Origin of the sequence: Clostridium sp. Cult3, assembly GCF_021655115.1 — a bacterium.
Classification (GTDB): Bacteria; Bacillota; Clostridia; order Tissierellales; family Tepidimicrobiaceae; genus PPXY01.
This window is the reverse complement of the sequence record NZ_PPXY01000047.1, coordinates 45,474-65,154: the sequence shown is the minus strand read 5'-3', so window position 1 is coordinate 65,154 and position 19,681 is coordinate 45,474. Positions and strand designations below refer to the sequence as shown.

At 35.3% G+C, this 19,681-nt stretch carries 16 protein-coding genes and 1 riboswitch; of the genes, 14 read left to right on the top strand and 2 right to left on the bottom strand.

Features of this window, described 5'->3' with window-relative positions:
* Window positions 1-51: 51 nt before the first annotated feature.
* The gene (locus C3E88_RS09505; protein ID WP_236909947.1) at window positions 52-1,185 is read right to left on the bottom strand and encodes a DUF3798 domain-containing protein; all 1,134 of its coding nucleotides are present in this window, start codon (window positions 1,183-1,185) and stop codon (window positions 52-54) included.
* A gap of 253 nt (window positions 1,186-1,438) precedes the next feature.
* On the opposite strand from C3E88_RS09505, the gene C3E88_RS09500 reads away from it, so the two are divergent.
* A complete protein-coding gene (locus C3E88_RS09500) occupies window positions 1,439-3,133 on the top strand; it encodes a M3 family oligoendopeptidase (protein ID WP_236909946.1) in 1,695 nt (564 codons plus the stop codon).
* 69 nt (window positions 3,134-3,202) lie between these two features.
* Here the strand turns inward: C3E88_RS09500 and C3E88_RS09495 are convergent, their stop codons facing one another.
* Window positions 3,203-4,078, bottom strand: coding sequence for an FUSC family protein (locus tag C3E88_RS09495; RefSeq protein ID WP_236909945.1), 876 nt, complete (start codon window positions 4,076-4,078; stop codon window positions 3,203-3,205).
* A gap of 154 nt (window positions 4,079-4,232) precedes the next feature.
* Between C3E88_RS09495 and C3E88_RS09490 the strand changes: the two genes are divergently transcribed.
* The 13 genes from C3E88_RS09490 (at window position 4,233) to C3E88_RS09430 (ending at window position 19,429) form a co-directional block, all read left to right on the top strand.
* Window positions 4,233-4,913: a TVP38/TMEM64 family protein gene (locus C3E88_RS09490; protein WP_236909944.1), complete on the top strand. Its 681-nt coding sequence runs from the start codon at window positions 4,233-4,235 to the stop codon at window positions 4,911-4,913.
* A gap of 48 nt (window positions 4,914-4,961) precedes the next feature.
* Window positions 4,962-5,324, top strand: a complete 363-nt coding sequence (locus tag C3E88_RS09485) for a flagellar protein FlaG (RefSeq protein WP_236909943.1) — start codon at window positions 4,962-4,964, stop codon at window positions 5,322-5,324.
* Window positions 5,325-5,335: 11 nt separating this feature from the next.
* Window positions 5,336-7,027 (top strand): flagellar filament capping protein FliD, encoded by a 1,692-nt coding sequence (gene fliD / locus C3E88_RS09480; protein ID WP_236909942.1) that lies wholly within the window; start codon window positions 5,336-5,338, stop codon window positions 7,025-7,027.
* A gap of 18 nt (window positions 7,028-7,045) precedes the next feature.
* Window positions 7,046-7,435, top strand: a complete 390-nt coding sequence (gene fliS, locus C3E88_RS09475) for a flagellar export chaperone FliS (protein ID WP_236909941.1) — start codon at window positions 7,046-7,048, stop codon at window positions 7,433-7,435.
* A 10-nt stretch (window positions 7,436-7,445) separates the two neighbouring features.
* On the top strand, window positions 7,446-7,916 hold the full coding sequence (locus C3E88_RS09470) for a flagellar protein FlgN (RefSeq protein ID WP_236909940.1): 471 nt from the start codon (window positions 7,446-7,448) through the stop codon (window positions 7,914-7,916).
* Between the two features lie 427 nt (window positions 7,917-8,343).
* Complete coding sequence (gene hpf, locus C3E88_RS09465; RefSeq protein WP_236909939.1) at window positions 8,344-8,874, top strand: ribosome hibernation-promoting factor, HPF/YfiA family; 531 nt, start codon at window positions 8,344-8,346, stop codon at window positions 8,872-8,874.
* 80 nt (window positions 8,875-8,954) lie between these two features.
* Window positions 8,955-9,539: a DUF5317 domain-containing protein gene (locus C3E88_RS09460; RefSeq protein WP_236909938.1), complete on the top strand. Its 585-nt coding sequence runs from the start codon at window positions 8,955-8,957 to the stop codon at window positions 9,537-9,539.
* A gap of 87 nt (window positions 9,540-9,626) precedes the next feature.
* The gene (gene secA, locus C3E88_RS09455) at window positions 9,627-12,350 is read left to right on the top strand and encodes a preprotein translocase subunit SecA (RefSeq protein ID WP_236909937.1); all 2,724 of its coding nucleotides are present in this window, start codon (window positions 9,627-9,629) and stop codon (window positions 12,348-12,350) included.
* Between the two features lie 57 nt (window positions 12,351-12,407).
* Window positions 12,408-13,512 (top strand): peptide chain release factor 2 gene (gene prfB / locus C3E88_RS09450; protein WP_272878525.1). Its coding sequence is split into 2 segments (ribosomal slippage): window positions 12,408-12,482 and window positions 12,484-13,512, totalling 1,104 coding nucleotides; the frame shifts between segments, so codons are not numbered across the junction.
* Between the two features lie 93 nt (window positions 13,513-13,605).
* Window positions 13,606-15,702, top strand: a complete 2,097-nt coding sequence (locus C3E88_RS09445) for a Tex family protein (RefSeq protein WP_236909935.1) — start codon at window positions 13,606-13,608, stop codon at window positions 15,700-15,702.
* Window positions 15,703-15,730: 28 nt separating this feature from the next.
* Window positions 15,731-17,092 carry a sensor histidine kinase gene (locus tag C3E88_RS09440; RefSeq protein WP_236909955.1) on the top strand — a complete coding sequence of 454 codons (1,362 nt, stop codon included), beginning with the start codon at window positions 15,731-15,733 and terminating at the stop codon, window positions 17,090-17,092.
* Between the two features lie 30 nt (window positions 17,093-17,122).
* Window positions 17,123-18,289: an amidohydrolase gene (locus C3E88_RS09435; RefSeq protein WP_236909934.1), complete on the top strand. Its 1,167-nt coding sequence runs from the start codon at window positions 17,123-17,125 to the stop codon at window positions 18,287-18,289.
* A 27-nt stretch (window positions 18,290-18,316) separates the two neighbouring features.
* Window positions 18,317-19,429 carry an ATP-NAD kinase family protein gene (locus C3E88_RS09430; protein ID WP_236909933.1) on the top strand — a complete coding sequence of 371 codons (1,113 nt, stop codon included), beginning with the start codon at window positions 18,317-18,319 and terminating at the stop codon, window positions 19,427-19,429.
* A gap of 83 nt (window positions 19,430-19,512) precedes the next feature.
* Window positions 19,513-19,632, top strand: a riboswitch (FMN riboswitch).
* Window positions 19,633-19,681 lie beyond the last annotated feature (49 nt).

Sequence of the window (19,681 nt, the reverse complement as noted above, 5' to 3'; positions counted from 1 at the left end):
ATATCCCTCCTTAACTTAAGAAGAAGGAGGCCGTATACACGACCTCTCTACTTAAAATATTTGAGATTCTGTTACAAACATCAGGAAGTTTGGCGCATCTTCCAGTTCGTTTACGGATATATTTGGGTCATCGGTAACGGTTTTTAGTATTTCTACCATTTTATCTTTGTTAAATTTCTCTACATCTCCTTTGCCATAGGCTACAGCATATTCTATTGCAGCATCTACCATGGCCATATTTGCTGGTACCTTCCATGTTGCAACTCTTCCTGAAGCATCTAATTCACCAATCTTTGTGCCTATTTCTTCTAGTATAAAGTCTACATCTCCAGCTTTTTCTTCAGGAATTTGAAGACCTAAAGCTCCAGGAAGAGCATGATATGGACTAGGACAGCATTGTTCAGGATATATGGCTCCTGTTTCTATTACAGATTTGATAAGGGGTTCTTGCATAGAACAATTTGTATTAAAGAAAGCCGTATCTTTACCATATTTATCAACTTGTCTTGGTACGTCTTCGATCATAAATTGTTGGGCTCCAGATATACCTGCATCTCCTGTTGGGTCTGGTGCATCTAAGGTAACAAACTCTAGACCTAGTTCATTGGCGGTTTTCTTCATAACATCCCTTCTTTGAGCCAGTAATTCGTAAGACATATGCCTTGGGAAAGAGTAGTGGACAAAGGTCTTTGCTCCCATATCCTTGGCTAGTCGTACTATAGTCTCTCCCCGTTTGATATTGTCGGTTTCAAGTATTATGTCAGCCCGAGGCACTATGGTCTCAGGATCTTCGTGAGGTACTCCAGCTATAAACAAAATATCATCCCTGTCTTCTTTGATCTTGTCAAAGGCTGCAGCAGTTCCAGGTACAGCTTGAAGAACTATTATGGCTTTTACCTCTGGATCCGATGCTAATCCTGTAATCTGTGCTATAGTAGTTTCCTGTTCTTGGGTAAATTTATCTGGATAGGTTACGTGTTTTATCACATCTTTACCATATTTCTCTACTGCATTTTCCCCTGCCCGGAATTCTTCCTCTCCTTGGGATACGGTTCCTGTGACTAGTCCGATTTTAAATCCTAATTCCTTTCCTCCACTGGTGGATGATGAATCCTTTTTGCCACAAGCAGTAGCGGTAAAGATAAGTAAAGTGATTAATAGTAATGCTAAAATTTTCCTATTCATTTTTTCCCTCCTTTATTTTCTTTTAATAGACCTATTGCGAAAAAATATTCTATTGAGTCTGAATTTAGAACTTAAACTTTTACGATTTTAATATTACTAATATATATATGCTTGGCTTTATAAATTATTGTTATTTCTATAAAACTCAAAAAAATTAGTATATGGTTCACATAATTGCCTGTGATATTTCATATATACATTATCAGAATAATTTGATATCATATTCTTAAATACATAAAGGGAGGGATATATTTTGAAATTTAAGGATTATAAATATACTAGACCAGATTTAAAGGCTATTGGTGAAGAATTTGAAAAACTGCTAAAGCATTTTAATGACGCCAAATCTTTTGAAGAACAAAATAAAATAATGAAGGAAATAAACGATATTAGATCTAATGTAGAAACTATGGGAAATTTAGTATACATTAGACATTCTATCAATACAGAAGACGAATTCTATGCTAAGGAACAGGATTTTTTAGATGAAAATATGCCCTTATACCAAAATATAGTAGTGAAATTTTATAATGCAATGATTAACTCTAAATTTAGATCAGATTTGGAAATAGAATGGGGAAAACAGATATTCAATTTGGCAGAGATGGAATTAAAGACCTTCTCCGAGGAGATAATTGAGGATTTAATAAGGGAAAATAAACTAGTTACAGAGTATGATAAGCTTATCGCTTCAGCTAAAATAGACTTTGAAGGGGAAGTTAGAAACCTAAGTCAGATGGCTCCTTTCATGCAATCTAAGGATAGGGCTATAAGGAAGAAAGCTTACGAGACCTATATAGGATTTTTTGAAGAAAAGGAAGAGGAGATTGACAGAATATATGATGAGCTGGTAAAGGTAAGGACTAGGATGGCCAAAAAATTAGGCTATGATAATTATGTACAAATGGGTTATTATCGCATGTCCCGATCTGATTACGATGCAAAGGATGTAGCTAACTACAGGAAACAGGTAGAAGAGGACTTAGTTCCATTAGTATCAGAATTGAAGGATAGGCAGAGAAAAAGACTAGGTCTAGATCAGTTAAAATATTATGACGAACCTTTGGAATATTTAACAGGCAATGCTACTCCTAAAGGGGATCCAGAATGGATACTAGAAAATGGAAAGAAGATGTATAAAGAATTATCCAAGGAAACCCATGAGTTCTTTACCTTTATGGTAGAAAGGGAACTACTAGATTTAGTAAGTAAGAAAGGAAAGATGAGTGGAGGCTATTGTACCTATATTTCTGATTATAAATCTCCATTTATTTTTTCCAATTTCAATGGCACCAGTGGCGATGTAGATGTATTGACTCATGAAGCAGGTCACGCATTTCAAGTGTATATGAGTAGGGATTTAAGAGTACCAGAATATAGTTTTCCAACTATGGAGGCAGCAGAAATTCACTCCATGAGTATGGAGTTTATAACCTGGCCTTGGATGGAATTATTTTTTGAAGACGAAGTGAATAAATATAAATTTAGCCATTTAGCTGGCGCGGTAAGTTTTATACCTTATGGTGTTACTGTTGATGAATTTCAACATTTTGTGTATGAAAATCCTGAAGCCACGCCAGAGGAGAGAAAAACTAAATGGAGGGAAATAGAGAAGAAGTATTTACCCTTTAGAGATTATGAAGATAATGATCTATTAAATAGGGGAGGATATTGGTTTAGGCAAGGCCACATATTTTCAACTCCCTTCTACTATATAGACTATACATTGGCTCAAGTATGTGCATTTCAATTTTGGATAAAGGTAAGGAATAATAGAGAAAAAGCTTGGGATGATTATCTGCGACTTTGCAAAGCAGGAGGCAGCAAATCCTTCTTAGAGTTAGTAGAATTAGCGAATCTTAAAAACCCATTTATAGACGGAACTATAAAAGAAGTGGTAGAACCAATTAAAGAGTGGCTAGATTTAGTAGATGATAGCAAGTTTTAGATAATAATTTTAATTGTATCAGTTTTACTATAAGGGATCCCCAAAGCTTTAAGGGATCCCTTTACTAATCTACAAAATACTGTCTATAAGGGATAGGTTTTCAAGTATTTTATTTAGATGATAATTATATACTAAATCCAATTCATCCCCATATTCCCTATTGTTTAATGGTGCCTTTTTATTGAACAATTTTTCTAAAGTCCTCCTGTTCTTATCATCGATATAAGGGGATTTTTCAATAGAGCATATAATACTTATATGGTTATAGGTGTTTTCAAATAGATCAAATATATGTTGAAAATTAAGATAATCATCCATTTTGTAGAGGTTTAACTTTATTTCCTTCTTCAATATATTATATTTTTTTTCTATATCTACTATATCTTGTCTTAACCCTTCTAATTCTATATACTCTTCCTTCCATATTATGCGTTCCAACATATCTTTTACTTGAGAATACATATTTTTGATGGAGATTTTCATCTTATCTTCAATATTAGGTGGAAGGATGAAGTAGTTTATTAAAGTCCCTATTACTAATCCTATAAAGGTATCTAGGGTCCTATAGAGAGCATAGTTTACCCGACTGCCTTCCTCATAGTTTAGTATGATAGATAAGAATACCATGGTAGAAAGTTGAATGGATTTTTTCCAGTCAAATATATTACATAAATATATTATGATTATAATTCCTATAGCTATAAAAAAGGGGTTCTCTGGAGCAATCAAAGAGAATGATAGTGCAATAACAGCCCCTAATATGGTACTGAGCATACGATTTTTAGCCATGCTAAAGGATTCGGATACAGAGGATTGCATGGCGATTATGGCTGCAATTCCGGCAAAAAAAGGGCTTTTTAAATTGAATACTTGGGAAATAAATATGGTTAAACTTACAGCTAATGCTGTTTTGATGGTACGCATACCTATTTTTCCGACTTTCATATTTCTCATCCTTTTAATTATTATACTAATTATCGTACGAACATTATACCAATCAAGTGCGTATTGGACAAGATGAAAAAGGTATTTAAAATGGTATTGATAGGCAAAATATACTATAATGATATTATTAACAAAATCATAAGAGGTGAGGATTTTGAAAACTAAAGGTCGTGGTTTTAAGATAGTATTTGGTGTTCTATTCCTGTTGATGTTTATATATTTAATAGTAAGTTTGAACATATTTGACAAGGACAATCTGTTTGAGTTTTTTACCTCAGGCAGTGAAAATAAAGGTTTTGGAATAGTTTATACTGTACTTATAACACTATTGATGGTATTTTTTGTTCCCATATCATGGTTTTCAGCCATAGGGGCTTTTTTATTTGGTTGGAAAGGATATTTATACGTGATAATCGGTGGTATGATTGCTTCGATTTTGGCTTTCTATATAGCTAAGATATTTAGACAAGATGTTATAAAAGTGGTAAACAAGATCTACTATAAAAAGGAAAGGGATGTAAGTCTTGAAGAGGTATCTAGACAGATAGAGAAGCATGGAATGGGTTATGTGTTTTTTATGAGGAGCATGCCTTTTATCCCCTTTAGTATAGCCAACTATGTATCTGGTCTTAGTTCTATATCCTTAAAGGATTATTTATTTGGAACTATTTTAGGATTGGCTCCAGGTCAGTTTATCACTACCTACTTCTTTGTAAAAGCCGTAGATATAAGGGAAAATCCCATTGGGGCTATAATTGCTGCTGTAGTAAAAGGGGCCTATGTATTGTTAGTCATACTATGGCAAAGAAAGAGCAAATATAAGACTAAAGAATAAATCTATCTAGTCGATATAAAATATAGAACAATATAAGGGGGATAAGGTATGCAAATTGATGGGGTGAACAATGCTTTAGATACCAATAGATATAACGAAATGAACAGGAATCTATCAGGTCCTATGAGAATAGTTGGCAAAGATAGAAATGTAAATCCAATCAAAACCTTAGAGGAAAGAAGATGTACAGAAGATGAATTAATCCAAAATATAGAATCGGCTAATGAAAAGTTTGTTGCTTATGATAGGAGGTTTGAATTCTCCATTCATGAAAAGACAAAACAGATAATGGTAAAAGTAATAGATGTGACAACAGATGAAACCATAAGGGAGATACCTCCTGAAAAGATATTGGATTTGGTAGCAGCCATATGGGAAATATCCGGCATAATAGTAGATGAAAGGGTATAGGGGGTGACAATATGTACAATACCATGAGAATAACAGGACTAGCATCAGGGATAGATACGGAAGAGATGATAAACAGCCTGATGAAAGCTGAAAGAGTCAAGGTAGACAGGGTAGAGCAAGATCGGCAAGTAATTATATGGCGTCAAGAGATGTACAACGACTTAAATAAGGACTTTGCAAATTTCATATTAAATACCAGAAAGATGTTTGGCCTAACTTCGGTAAGCTATACTGGCGAATTGAGACCTAATTCATATAAAAATTTAAACTGGGTAAAGAAAGCCACCTCTTCTAATGAAAATATAGCTACAGTATCTACTACGGCTAAGGCTATGGACGGGAACTATAAGGTTCATGTAGCTAATCTAGCTGAAGGAGCAAGCTTGGCTAGTGAAGTGGATATACGGAGGACAGAAAACGATAAGGTGGGTATAGTAAATGAAAAGGGCCAGATTGTTGGTGGGGATGGCAATATCATAAAAGATATCAACTTTACTATAAGCGATGGAAAAAATGAATTTGAAATTAAGGTTTCAAAAGAGGAAGCCATAACCATGGATGATATAGTGAAGGAGATAAATTCAGCTAAAAAAGTGGTTAATGATAAAGAAGTATCATTAGGCATTAAAGCTTCCTATGATGCAAATATTGGCAGGTTCTTCCTACAGACCATGGATACAGGAGCTAATGCTAAGATAGAGATAAGCAATATGGATGAAGATGCGGAAAATTTTATCAGTGGTTTGAACCTTAATTGGAATAACGATAAAGAAGGGAACATAGTTTATTCCAAATCAGGCCAAGATGCCTTAATCCATTTCAACGATGCAAAAAATATCAAGTCATCTACCAATCGTATCACCATCAACGGCATTACCATGGACCTTACAGGTACTGGAGACTTTACTGTAAACGTATCTACTGATGTAGATGGCATATATGAAAAAGTAGAAGAATTCGTAGAGGAGTACAATAAACTAGTAGAAAAGACTAATCAACTATTAGGTGAAAAACAATATAGGGATTATAGACCGTTGACATCAGAGCAGAAGAAAGCTATGGAAAAAGAGGATATTGAGCTTTGGGAAGAAAAGGCTAAATCGGGATTGTTGAGATCAGATGATCTAATAAGTAATACCATGCTAAATATTAGACGTTCCATATATGAAAAATCTGCAGGTATAGAAGGTTCATATCAACTTATTACCGAAATAGGCATATCTACAGAAAAATATGCCAGGGGTACTGCCGGTGGCAAGCTGGTAATAGATGAACAAAAGTTAAAGGATGCTATAGCCAAGGACTCAGAAGGGGTAATGGAACTTCTATTTAAGGAAAGCAATCCAGATGTGAAGGATACAATAGATGGTAAGGAAGTTACACAAACTGGTGGTATAGTTACCAGAACTTATGAAAATCTAATGGCGAGTATGGAAGACATAATTAAAAAATCTGGCACAGGAGATAGTGCAGATTTATACAGAGACGTGAAGCCTAATATACTATTGGAGTTCGTAAGCGAATATAGCAGTATCAGTCTATTGGATAAAGATGTGTTACAATATAGTAGGAGGATAGATGATTTAAATGAGATGCTGTTTAGAAAAGAAAACCACTACTATGCAAAATTTGCTGCCATGGAGAAAGCTATATCTAGAATGAATTCCCAAAGTATGTGGATGATGCAGCAATTTACGAGCTAAAATGAAAGGATGGGGAAGATGACATATAACGCCCTTAATCAATATAAGCAAAATACAGTACTTACTGCTACCCCTGAAGAATTGACCCTTATGCTATATGATGGGGGCATTAAGTTTATGAACATTGCCAAATATAGCATAGAAAATAAGGATATAAAAAGAGCCCATGAAGCTTTGATTAGGGCTCAAGATATAGTTATTGAGTTAAATTCATCTCTCAACATGGACTATGAAATATCAACTAACTTTAGAAATCTATATGGCTTTATACTGGACAACCTAATCGATGCCAATATTCAAAAAAAGACAGAGCCTATAGAAGAGGCATTGGAAATACTTATGGAGATGAGAGATACATGGAAGGAAGCTATGCAACAGGTAAAAAAAAGGGTATATCAAAACAGGTAGGTGTAGCAAGATGACCAAGAAAAAAATAAATGAATTGATATCCTTAAGCCAAGAAAAAGCTAAATTGTTAAAGGATATGCATCAATTTACAATAGGGCAGAAGGAATATATAGAAAAGGAAGATATGGAAGGATTAAATCAACTTTTAGATAAAAAGGATAATATAATTAAACAGATCGATAGATTAGATGTATCCTTTTTAAATATATTCTCTCAGATTAAAAAAGAAGAAGCTATTGAAAGCGTAGACGAATTGGATATAGAAAAGTATCCTAATCTAAAGGAGTTAAAGGAGATTGTTACGGAAATATCTTCAACTCTAATGGCCTTATCCCTGCTAGATGAGGAAAATAATAAGGTTATGAAGCAAAGGCTAGAAGAAACTAAAATGGAATTAAAAAAGGTAAAGGAAGGCCAAAGAGCATATAAAGGATATAATCATATAACCACAGGAAGCATGATGATAGATGAAGAGAAATAGGCAATTTTATGCCTATTTTTTTTATCTACAGATAATGATAAATTACCCACATATTGTGGACGAAAAAATACCAACCACAAGAATAAGAATAAGTATAAGGGAGAAAATTTTCTAAAAATATGGAAAATAATAGAATAAGGTAGAAAAATGAATTTATCAAGAATTTATCAATAGAATTATCCACATGTCCCTAGGGATATTAACAGTAATCCACAGAACAATCCACATTATCCACAAAAAATCAATAATTTTATCCACAAATCATCAACAGAAAGCTGTTAATATTTTCATAAATAATTATTCAGATTACATGAATAAATTTTAAAAATAATATTTTGATAATTTTTGTTTACATACTTCCCATTAATGGGTATATTATATTAATAAAGGTATAAGTGTTTTACTTATATGAAAGGAGTTGGGGTTTATGAAACTTAACTTTACTGGAAAAAATATTGAGGTAACTGAAGCATTAAAGGATGTAACTGAAAAGAAGCTTGGAAAACTAGAGAAGTATTTTCAAGGGGAAGTAGAAGGAAATGTCATCTATAGTGTAGAAAGGAACAGAAAGATCATTGAAATAACCATAAACCTACCTGGAACTATACTTAGAGCTGAAGAATACAGCGATGATATGTATGCAGCTATAGATAAGGCTGTGGATATATTAGAACGTCAGATGAGAAAGCACAAGACCAAGTTGCAAAGGCGATATAACAATGGTGAAACCATAAGATTCGAAAATATAGAACCCTTACACGAAGAAGAGGAGGATATACCTAAAGTCGTAAGGACCAAAAGATTTGATATGAAACCCATGAGCGTAGAAGAAGCTATTTTACAGATGGAATTATTAAGACACAATTTCTTCGTATTTATGAATGCAGATTCCGATGATTTAAACGTATTATATAAAAGAAAAGATGGAAACTATGGGTTGATAGAACCAGAGTTTTAATAGTATAATTGATATAGATTAAAATTGCAGGATGATTATCCTGCAATTTTCATTTTATTAGGACAAAAGGAGATGGTGGAATGTTTATTGAGGCTATAATATTTTCTTTAATCATTGGACTGATTAGAGGGGGTAAGTTTAAAAGATTTAAGATGGTAAATCATAAAACCATGTGGGTATTAGTACTGGGGATATTGATCCAGTATATTTTGATATTTTTAAATAGGGCAGAGGAAATAAAAAGCATAAGTAACATACTTTCCTATACTAAGGAAATTCTAATAATCTCCTATGTATTGATCCTAATAGGAATAATTGCAAATGTTAAATTTAGATCTCTATGGGCGGTATTAATTGGATTTGTATTAAATTTTATAGTAACAATTGCCAATGGTTGGAAGATGCCTATTCTGTTAGAAGGAATAAAGCTAACAGGCTTAGAAGAGTTGCATGGGATAATAGAGAGCGGTAATGCAGCCTTGTATACGCCTATTTCCGAACATATAAAATATCCTATATTAGGGGATATAATAATATTTGCAAATCCTTACCCAATTTCTAGGGTAATCAGCATAGGAGATATGATTATAAGCTTTGGTATATTTGCTTTAATTCAAGAGATAATGCTAAGTGAAGACTCCTTTATGGGGGGGTATAGATTGTGATAGTTTAATGTCATTGTAAGAAGTTTTGATAAATGATAAAATATAACGATAGATGTATATTAGTTAATACTGAAAGGTGGTTCAAAAATGAAAAGCTTTTTTGAAAAGATATTTGGCTCTTATAGCGATAGAGAATTAAAGCGTATTGAGCCTTTGGTCGATAAAATAGAAGCTTTAGATGAGGATATGCAAAGATTATCCGATGAAGAACTTCAACATAAAACCGTTGAATTTAAAGATAGATTGGCTAAGGGAGAAACCTTAGATGATATTCTACCAGAAGCCTATGCAGTTGTAAGAGAGGCTTCCCAAAGGGTATTGGGTATGAAACACTTTAGGGTACAGCTAATGGGGGGTATAATCCTTCATCAGGGTAGAATAGCTGAGATGAAAACAGGAGAAGGTAAGACCTTAGTAGCCACCTTGCCCGCCTATCTAAATGGATTGACAGGTAAAGGAGTTCATATAGTTACAGTCAACGACTATTTAGCCAAAAGAGATAGACAATGGATGGGAAAGGTATATGAATTTTTAGGATTGTCCGTAGGCTGTATTGTCCATGGTATGAATAATACCGAAAGAAAAATGGCATATAACTGTGATATAACCTATGGAACCAACAATGAATTTGGATTCGATTATTTAAGGGATAATATGGTTATATACAAGGAGGAAATGGTCCAAAGAAAGCTATATTACTCCATAGTAGACGAGGTAGATAGTATATTAATTGATGAGGCTCGAACACCCCTTATTATATCTGGTAGAGGGGAACAGTCTACAGAGCTTTATAGGACAGCTGATGCCTTTGTAAAGACTTTGACGGGAAGGATTATAGATCCACAAGAGGAGAAAAATGATCCCTTCGACCGGGAGATAAAGGAAGAGGTAGTGGATTTTATCATAGATGAAAAGGCCAGATCCTGCAACCTTACAGAAAAAGGGACTGCTAAGGCGGAAAACTACTTTGGATTGGAAAATTTAGCTGACCCTAACAATATGGAAATAGCCCATCACATAAATCAAGCGTTAAAGGCTAGAAACGTCATGAAAAGGGATATTGATTATGTGGTTAAGGATGGAGAAGTAATCATAGTAGACGAATTTACAGGAAGGTTGATGTACGGTAGAAGATACAGTGAAGGTTTGCATCAGGCTATAGAAGCTAAGGAAGGCCTAAATGTAAAAAGCGAATCTAAAACTTTAGCTACTATTACCTTCCAAAACTACTTTAGAATGTATGAGAAGCTAGCTGGTATGACGGGAACAGCAAAGACAGAGGAAGCTGAATTTACTGAGATATATGGAATGGATGTAGTTGAGATTCCTACGAATAAACCAGTCATAAGGGATGATTTACCCGATATAGTATACAAAAATGAGCAGGTTAAATTTGCTGCCATAGTAGATGAGATAAAGGAAAGACACAGCACTGGTCAACCTATTTTAGTAGGTACTATATCTATTGAAAGATCTGAGCTCTTAAGCAAGCTGTTAAAGAAGGAAAGAGTACCTCACGAAGTACTAAATGCCAAATACCATGAAAGAGAGGCAGAAATAGTAGCTCAAGCTGGTAGATTTGGTGCAGTAACTATAGCAACCAATATGGCAGGGAGAGGGACAGATATTGTCTTGGGTGGAAATCCAGAGTATCTGGCAAAGTTGGATCTAAAGAAGAGTGGATACCCCGAAGAGATAATATCCATCGTAGATAGTTTTGTTGAAACAGATGATGAAGAAGTTCTTAAGGCAAGGCAGGAGTATGGGCAGTTATATGAAAAGCATAAGGTAGATACGGATAAAAATGCAGAGGATGTAATAAAGGCAGGAGGTCTTCATATAATAGGTACGGAAAGGCACGAATCTAGAAGGATTGACAATCAGCTTCGTGGTCGTTCTGGTCGTCAAGGAGATCCGGGTTCATCTAGATTTTATATATCCTTAGAGGATGATTTGATGAGATTGTTTGGCGGTGAGAGGATCAAAGATATGATAGATAATCTAAATATGCCTGATGATGAACCACTGGAACACAAACTGCTTACCCGATCCATAGAAAATGCCCAAAGAAAAGTAGAAGGCAACAACTTCGCTATAAGAAAGCACGTACTACAATATGACGATGTAATGAATAAACAAAGGGAAGTAATCTATGGAGAAAGAAGAAAGGTACTAGAAGGCGAAGATCTAAGAGAGCATATATTGGGTATGTTAAGAAATATAATAGAAAATGCCGTAGAAATGTATACCATGCAAAGCAAATATCCAGAAGAATGGGATATAGCTGGATTAGAAAACTATCTAGGCAATCTATTTTTACCTAAGGGAGCTTTGGACATTAAAGATATTGAATCCCTAGATAAAGATGTATTGACAGATAGGCTATATGATATTGGAGAGGAAAATTATAAACTAAAGGAACAAGAAATAGGAGAGGAAACCTTCAGAGAAATAGAAAGAGTTATACTTCTCCAGGTAGTAGATAGCAAGTGGATGGATCATATTGATGCTATGGATCAATTAAGGCAAGGTATAGGCTTAAGAGCTTATGGGCAAGAGGATCCAGTTAGGGCCTATCAGATAGAAGGTTTTGATATGTTTGAAGAGATGAATCACAGTATCCAAGAGGATACTATTAGATATCTATTCCACGTACAAACTCCTGATAAGATGGAGAGAAAAAGAGTAGCAAACCCAATATCTACTGAAAACAAACCTCAACAACCCGTAGTAAAAGGCAAGAAGATAGGCAGAAATGATCCTTGCCCTTGTGGTAGTGGAAAAAAATATAAAAAATGTTGTGGGGCTTAGATAATGCACATTTGTAGGGTCGATCTCTGGTCGCCTGAACAATAGAAAGGAGCAGCTATGGAAGGAATTTATTTATACAAGGGAAAAGTAGAAGAAATCAATCAAATGTTAGAAGAATTAGGTGTTTCCCTTTGACATAGAAGGGTTGAAAAAAAGGATAGCAGAGCTAGAATCAAAATCCTATGAAGAAGATTTTTGGCAGGATATAGATAAAGCCCAAAGGACAATGCAGGAGATAAAAGGACTGAAGGAGCCAGTAGAGAAATATGAAAGTTTAAAAGGCTCCATTGAGGATTTAGAGGTTTTAATAGAATTAGCCATTGAAGAGGAGGACTATCAAGTATACAAGGAAATAAAGGAGCACTTTGATAGAATATCTAAGGAGGCAGAGAAGTTTAAACTATCTACTTTGCTAAATGGCCCCTATGATAAAAATAATGCTATACTATCCATTCACTCAGGTGCAGGAGGATTGGAAGCTCAGGACTGGGCAGAAATGCTACTTAGGATGTATAAGAGATGGTCTGACAGAAAAGGGTTTCAAGTAGAAATATTGGATTATTTAGCAGATACGGAAGGTGGGATCAAATCGGTTACTCTGCTGATTAAGGGTTTTAATGCCTATGGTTATTTAAAATCCGAAAAGGGAGTTCATCGACTAGTACGTATATCCCCTTTTGATTCTTCCAATAGAAGGCATACCTCTTTTGCTAGTATAGATGTGTATCCAGAATTAGATGACGAAATAGATATAGAGATAAACGAATCTGATTTAAAAATAGACACCTATAGAGCTAGTGGTGCTGGGGGACAGCATGTAAACACTACGGATTCTGCTGTAAGGATTACCCATATTCCTACGGGGATTATGGTCCAGTGTCAAAATGAAAGATCCCAGCACAGCAATCGGATAACAGCTATGAAAATGCTCAAAGCAAAGCTAATTCAACTTAAAGAAGAAGAACAGAAAGAAAAAATAGAGGATCTCCAGGGAAAGTATACCCAAATAGCTTGGGGTTCCCAAATCCGTTCCTATATATTTCACCCCTATAGCATGGTAAAGGACCATAGAACCGATATGGAAGTAGGAGATGTCAATAAGATAATGGACGGAGACATAGATATATTTATAAATGAATATTTAAAACAAAAAGCCCTATAAATAAGGGCTTTTTTTTAGAAAATGGGAGGATATTCTCATTACTTCGTCGAATAGTAAAACATGACACAATAAGATTTTAGAGAGGAGAATACTATGGAGATAGAAAAAATACTAATATCTGAATTTGAGCTAAAGCCCTTTCAAGTAAAAAACACCATTCAATTAATAGACGAAGGAAATACAATTCCTTTTATTGCTAGATATCGTAAAGAACAGACGGGAAATTTAACAGATATTACTCTAAGGGAATTATATGATAGATTAAATTATTTAAGAAATTTAAAGGATAGACAGGAAGAGGTTATACGTTTAATAGCTGAACAAGGAAAACTTACAGAGGAACTAAAAGAACAGATTTTAAAGGCAGAAACCCTTCAAAGAATAGAGGATTTATATAGGCCCTATAGGCCTAAGAGAAGAACCAGGGCAACTATTGCAAAAGAAAAGGGATTAGAGGGTTTGGCCAATATCTTGTGGTTGCAAGAATTAGAAATGGACCAGTTAAAACAAGAAGCATTGAGTTATATAGACGAAGAAAAGGATGTTAATACCGAAGAGGAAGCTTTAACTGGGGCTATGGATATAATTGCAGAGATTATATCAGATAATGCTGAATATAGGGATATAATAAGAAGAGTAGCCTATGAAAGGGGTGTTATACAGACAGAAGGGTCTAAAGAAGAAAAGTCCGTATATGAAATGTATTATGATTATAAAGAACCAGTAAAATCTATTCCTAATCATAGAGTTTTAGCTATAAACCGAGGAGAAAAGGAAAAGTTTCTAAAAGTCAATCTAATTCTTCCAGAGGAATATATTTTATCAAAACTTAAATCCATCATCATAACCAATAGGCAAGCTGGTACCAGAGATTACCTAGAAATGAGTATTGAAGACAGTTACAAAAGGCTTATATTCCCTTCCATAGAAAGGGAAGTACGCTCTAATCTAACAGAAAGAGCGGAGGAAGAGGCTATAAAGGTATTTGCCCTAAATTTAAAGCCTTTACTAATGCAACCGCCAATAAAGGGCAAGGTGGTTATGGGTATAGATCCAGGCTTTAGGACTGGATGTAAGGTAGCCGTGGTAGATGATACGGGTAAACTACTATCTACTACTACCGTCTATCCAACAGAACCTCAAAACAAGGTGGAGAAGACAAAGGAGGAATTGAAATACCTGATATCTAAATATAATGTAGATATTATAGCCATTGGAAATGGCACTGCATCTAGGGAGACAGAATTTGTAGTGGCTAATATGCTAAAGGAATTAAGTGGGGATATATCCTATATTATTGTTAGTGAGGCTGGAGCATCGGTATATTCGGCTTCAACAGTAGGTCAAGAGGAGTTTCCAGATTTGGATGTATCCCTTAGAGGAGCGATATCCATAGGGAGAAGGCTTCAAGATCCTTTAGCCGAGCTGGTCAAGATAGAGCCGCGGCATATAGGAGTTGGTCAATACCAACACGACTTGAATCAGAGTAGGTTAGATGAAGCCTTGACAGCAGTAGTGGAGGATTGTGTCAATACTGTAGGAGTGGATTTAAATACTGCCAGTTCTTCATTGTTAAAATATGTAGCTGGAATATCCTCAAGAGTTGCTTCTAATATAATTCAATATCGAGAGGAACACGGGAAGTTCACCAATAGAGATGAACTTTTGAAGATAAAAGGCATAGGGAAGAAAACTTATACTCAATGTGCAGGTTTTTTAAGAATTCCAGAAGGAGATAATATATTGGATAATACAGCAGTACACCCTGAATCCTATTCTATTGCAGAAAAGCTATTGAATATGGATTTGGAAGAGAAAGGTTTGGATTACCTATCTAAAGAATTAGGTGTAGGATATCTTACCCTTAAAGATATAATAGTAGAGCTTAGAAAGCCTGGAAGGGACCCACGAGATGAAATGCCTAAGTCTATTTTTAGAACTGATGTATTAGAGATGAAGGATTTAAAAGAGGACATGATCCTTATGGGAACCGTGAGGAATGTAGTGGATTTTGGCGCCTTTGTAGATATAGGGGTGAAGGAGGATGGACTGGTCCATATATCAGAGCTATCCAATAAATTCATCAAGCATCCAAAGGAAGTAGTAGAAGTAGGGGATATAGTTAAAGTAAAAATACTAAATGTGGATAAAAACAGGGGGAGAATTTCACTTAGTATGAGAGAACTTTAACTGTAAGGGGGAATCAGGATTGAATGGTGTGGAAAATATTAAAAAGGGGGACAACTCTCTTATTGGAATTATTAGCTCTAACTACCGCAGTGAGGATATGAAGCCTTTCAAGAACCATGTGTTTAACCATTTTAACCAAGGGGGAGGAATGGTGTATGTCTATTCTAACAATAAGGAAAATCAAACTATAGACTGTTTAACGAAACTTTGGGAGTTAGATGCAAATCGTTTATACCATAAAGGGCGGATAACATTCATATGTAGAGAGGATTTTTTAGAAGAAAACCAGATAGATACCAAAGGTTTTTTGCAAAAGATAAGAGAGGAATTAAACCAATTAGATTTGAATGGAACCAAGAAGAAGCTTATCTATATTACTGTGGATTCCTTTTGGGGTAATTTCATAGTGGAGGATATCCAACAGGTCTACGATAATTTAAACAAATTGGGCAAGGATAGAGAAACTAAGATAGTATTTCGGTATATTGTGGAGGAATTACAGGAGAAGCATATGGAAAACCTATTAAAAAATCACGACTATTTTTTAGTAGATGGAACGGAAGATTTTGAAATATATAATTCCAGTCAGTTGACTTTTCAAGCCATAAATGTATTGTCAAGACATAATGCTACTAGTAGGATATACCAAAAGGAAATGATGAGGGTTGAGTATTGGAAGACTTTAGGGGAGTTAATGGAAGGTACAGTTCACGACATAAACAATCTATTAATCACCATATTAGGCTATGCCCAGCTATCCATGACTTTAGAAGATCCTAGGGAAGTAGAGGACTATTTAAAAATAATCCATAGAACCGCTATGGATGGAAAGACAATTACGGATAGGATTCAAAACCATATTAGAGGTAGCTATGATTCCTTAAAGGATGTATATAAGTTTAATAGCATAGTAAATTCTTGTATCGATATGACAAAACATAAGTTTAAGCCCATTGTTGGCAATAAGGGAAAGATGGAATTAATTGTAGATTTGCAGTCCAATGGATTTATATATGCCAATGAATACGAAATAAGACAAGCTATTATAAATATTATATTAAACGGCATAGATGCTATGGCTAATAATGGGAAGATGATTATAAAAACCTATGATATAGGGAGCCAAGTGGTGCTGGAAATATCTGACACAGGAAAGGGAATGGATGAGAACACTAAGGATATGATATTTCGCCCTTACTTTTCAACTAAGGGAGACAAAGGCACTGGTTTAGGTTTAAATATAGCTAAGAAAATATTTGATAATCATAGGGCAAAAGTCTTGGTAGACAGCAAATTAGGGCATGGCACTAAGTTTACTATATTTTTACCACTAGAAGAAAAAAGGTATAATGTTGCCGAATTAGATATAGATGGATATAATATTAATTAGGGTAGCGAAACAATTTAAGGGGGAATGAATATGCTTTTTATTAAAAACGGTAATGTGTTTACCATGGCAGGAGAAGTAATTAATAAGGGTAGCATTCTAATTAAAGATGGAAAAATAGTAGAAGTAGGAAAGGACCTAGTAGCACCACTAGATGTGAGGGTTATCGATGCAGAAGGAAAAATGGTATTGCCTGGTTTTATAGATGCCCATTGTCATATTGGTATGTGGGAAGAAGGAATGGGATTTGAAGGTAGTGATGGAAATGAGTGGGTAGACCCAGTTACACCTCAGCTTAGAGCTATTGATGCTATCAATCCAATGGATGTAGCCTTTGAAGAAGCCTATATGGGTGGAGTTACTACTGCTGTTACAGGACCTGGTTCTGCCAATGTTATTGGTGGAATGTTTGCAGCTGTAAAAACTTATGGAAAAAGAGTAGATGATATGGTCCTTAAGGAGCCAGTAGCTATGAAAATAGCTTTTGGAGAAAATCCAAAACGTGTCTATGAATCCCAAAAGAAATCCCCTATAACAAGGATGGCAACAGCAGCAGTATTAAGGGAAACCTTATATAAGGCTAAGACCTACGGTGAAAAGAAAGAAAAAGGCGAGGAAGATTCATCTAAAATGCCGGAATACGATATGAAGATGGAAGCCCTATTGAGGGTATTAAACAAGGAAATTCCTCTTAAAGCTCATGCTCATAGAGCTGACGATATATTTACAGCCCTTAGAATAGCTAAGGAATTTGATGTGGAGATAACTCTAGACCACTGTACAGAGGGACATTTGATAGCTGATTACTTGAAAGATGAAGGAAGAGGAGCCATAGTAGGACCAACTCTATCTAATAGGTCTAAAGTGGAATTGAAAAACTTGACTTTCGATACTCCGAGAATACTTCACGAAGCAGGGGTTAAAATAGCTATAATGACTGATTCTCCAGTAATACCTCTACACTATCTGCCTATATGTGCTGGTTTAGCAGTAAGATCTGGTTTAGATGAAATGGAAGCTTTAAAGGCTATAACTATAAATCCTGCAGAAATTGTTGGAATTGATGATAGAGTGGGTAGTATAGAAGTAGGTAAGGATGCAGATATAGTAATTTTTGATGGTAACCCTATCAAGGATATCGGTTGCAAAACTTACGCTACCATAATAGATGGAGAAATAGTCTATCAGATGGATAAATAGCAAATTCACTAGGAAAGGGTGTATGCTTTGAAACTAGGCTTTATAGTAAATCCTATTGCAGGTATGGGAGGAAAGGTTGGACTAAAGGGTACCGATGGAGCTGAAATACTGGAAAAGGCCATTGAACTAGGAGCTTATCCAGAAGCCCCCATTAAAGCTAAAAAGGCCTTAGAGGTATTAATACCTTATAAGGATCAATTAGAAATAATTACTTGTCCAGGAACTATGGGAGAAAAAATAGCCAGGGAAGTTGGACTGGAACCTATAGTGTTAGGAGAGGCGAAGGATATGACAGGACCAGAAGATACGGAGAGAGCCGCAAAAGAAATGGCTAATATGGGAATTGATCTGCTCCTATTTGCTGGTGGGGATGGTACTGCAAGAAATATATTTAATGCCATTGGCGACAAGGTGCCAGTTATTGGAATACCTGCAGGAGTAAAAATCCACTCGGGGGTTTATGCCAATCATCCAAAGGCTGCAGGAGAAGTAGCATTAAAATACCTAAAGGGCAGGGATATGGATATAAAAGAAGTAGAGGTAATGGATATTGACGAAGAAGCCTTCCGGGAAGGCGTCGTCACAGCAAAATTATATGGCTATATGAAGGTTCCCTTTGAACCCCAGCTAGTTCAAAATCAGAAATCTGGCGGAATAGAAGGAGAAGAATCAGCTTTAGATGGTATATCCGACAAGATCATAGAACATATGGAAGAAGATGTTCTATACATAATAGGATCTGGTACTTCTACAAGGCCTATTATGGAGAAACTAGGACTATCCAATACCCTATTGGGCATAGATATAATTAAGAATAGAAAGCTAGTAGCCTCTGATGTAAATGAAAAGGAATTATTAGAACATATAAAAGGCAATAAAGCCAAGATAATAGTCACCGTCATAGGTGGTCAAGGTTATATATTTGGCAGAGGAAATCAACAGATAAGCTCTCAAGTTATAAGAGAAGTAGGCAAAGAAAATATAATAATAATAGCTACTAAGAAGAAACTTATGTCCTTAGGTAGAAGCCCTTTACTGGTAGATACTGGGGATGATGAGGTAAATAGCATGTTTAACGGATATATGAAGGTTAGAACCTCCTATACAGAAGAGGTAGTTCATATGGTGAAAGGGCTTTAGGCAATGCGCAATTTACAAAGCACAATGTATAGTTGTTGGGTTGACAATAAATAATATTAACATTATAATGAATATAACTAAATAAATATCTTCAGGGCGAGGTGCAATTCCTCACCGGCGGTATAGCCCGCGAGCTGGTTAATTCAGTTGATTTGGTGAAATTCCAAGGCCGACAGTTAAAGTCTGGATGGGAGAAGATTATACTTAATCTATTAAGTGAGTCTAGTCACGCCCCGAGGAAATTTCGGGGCT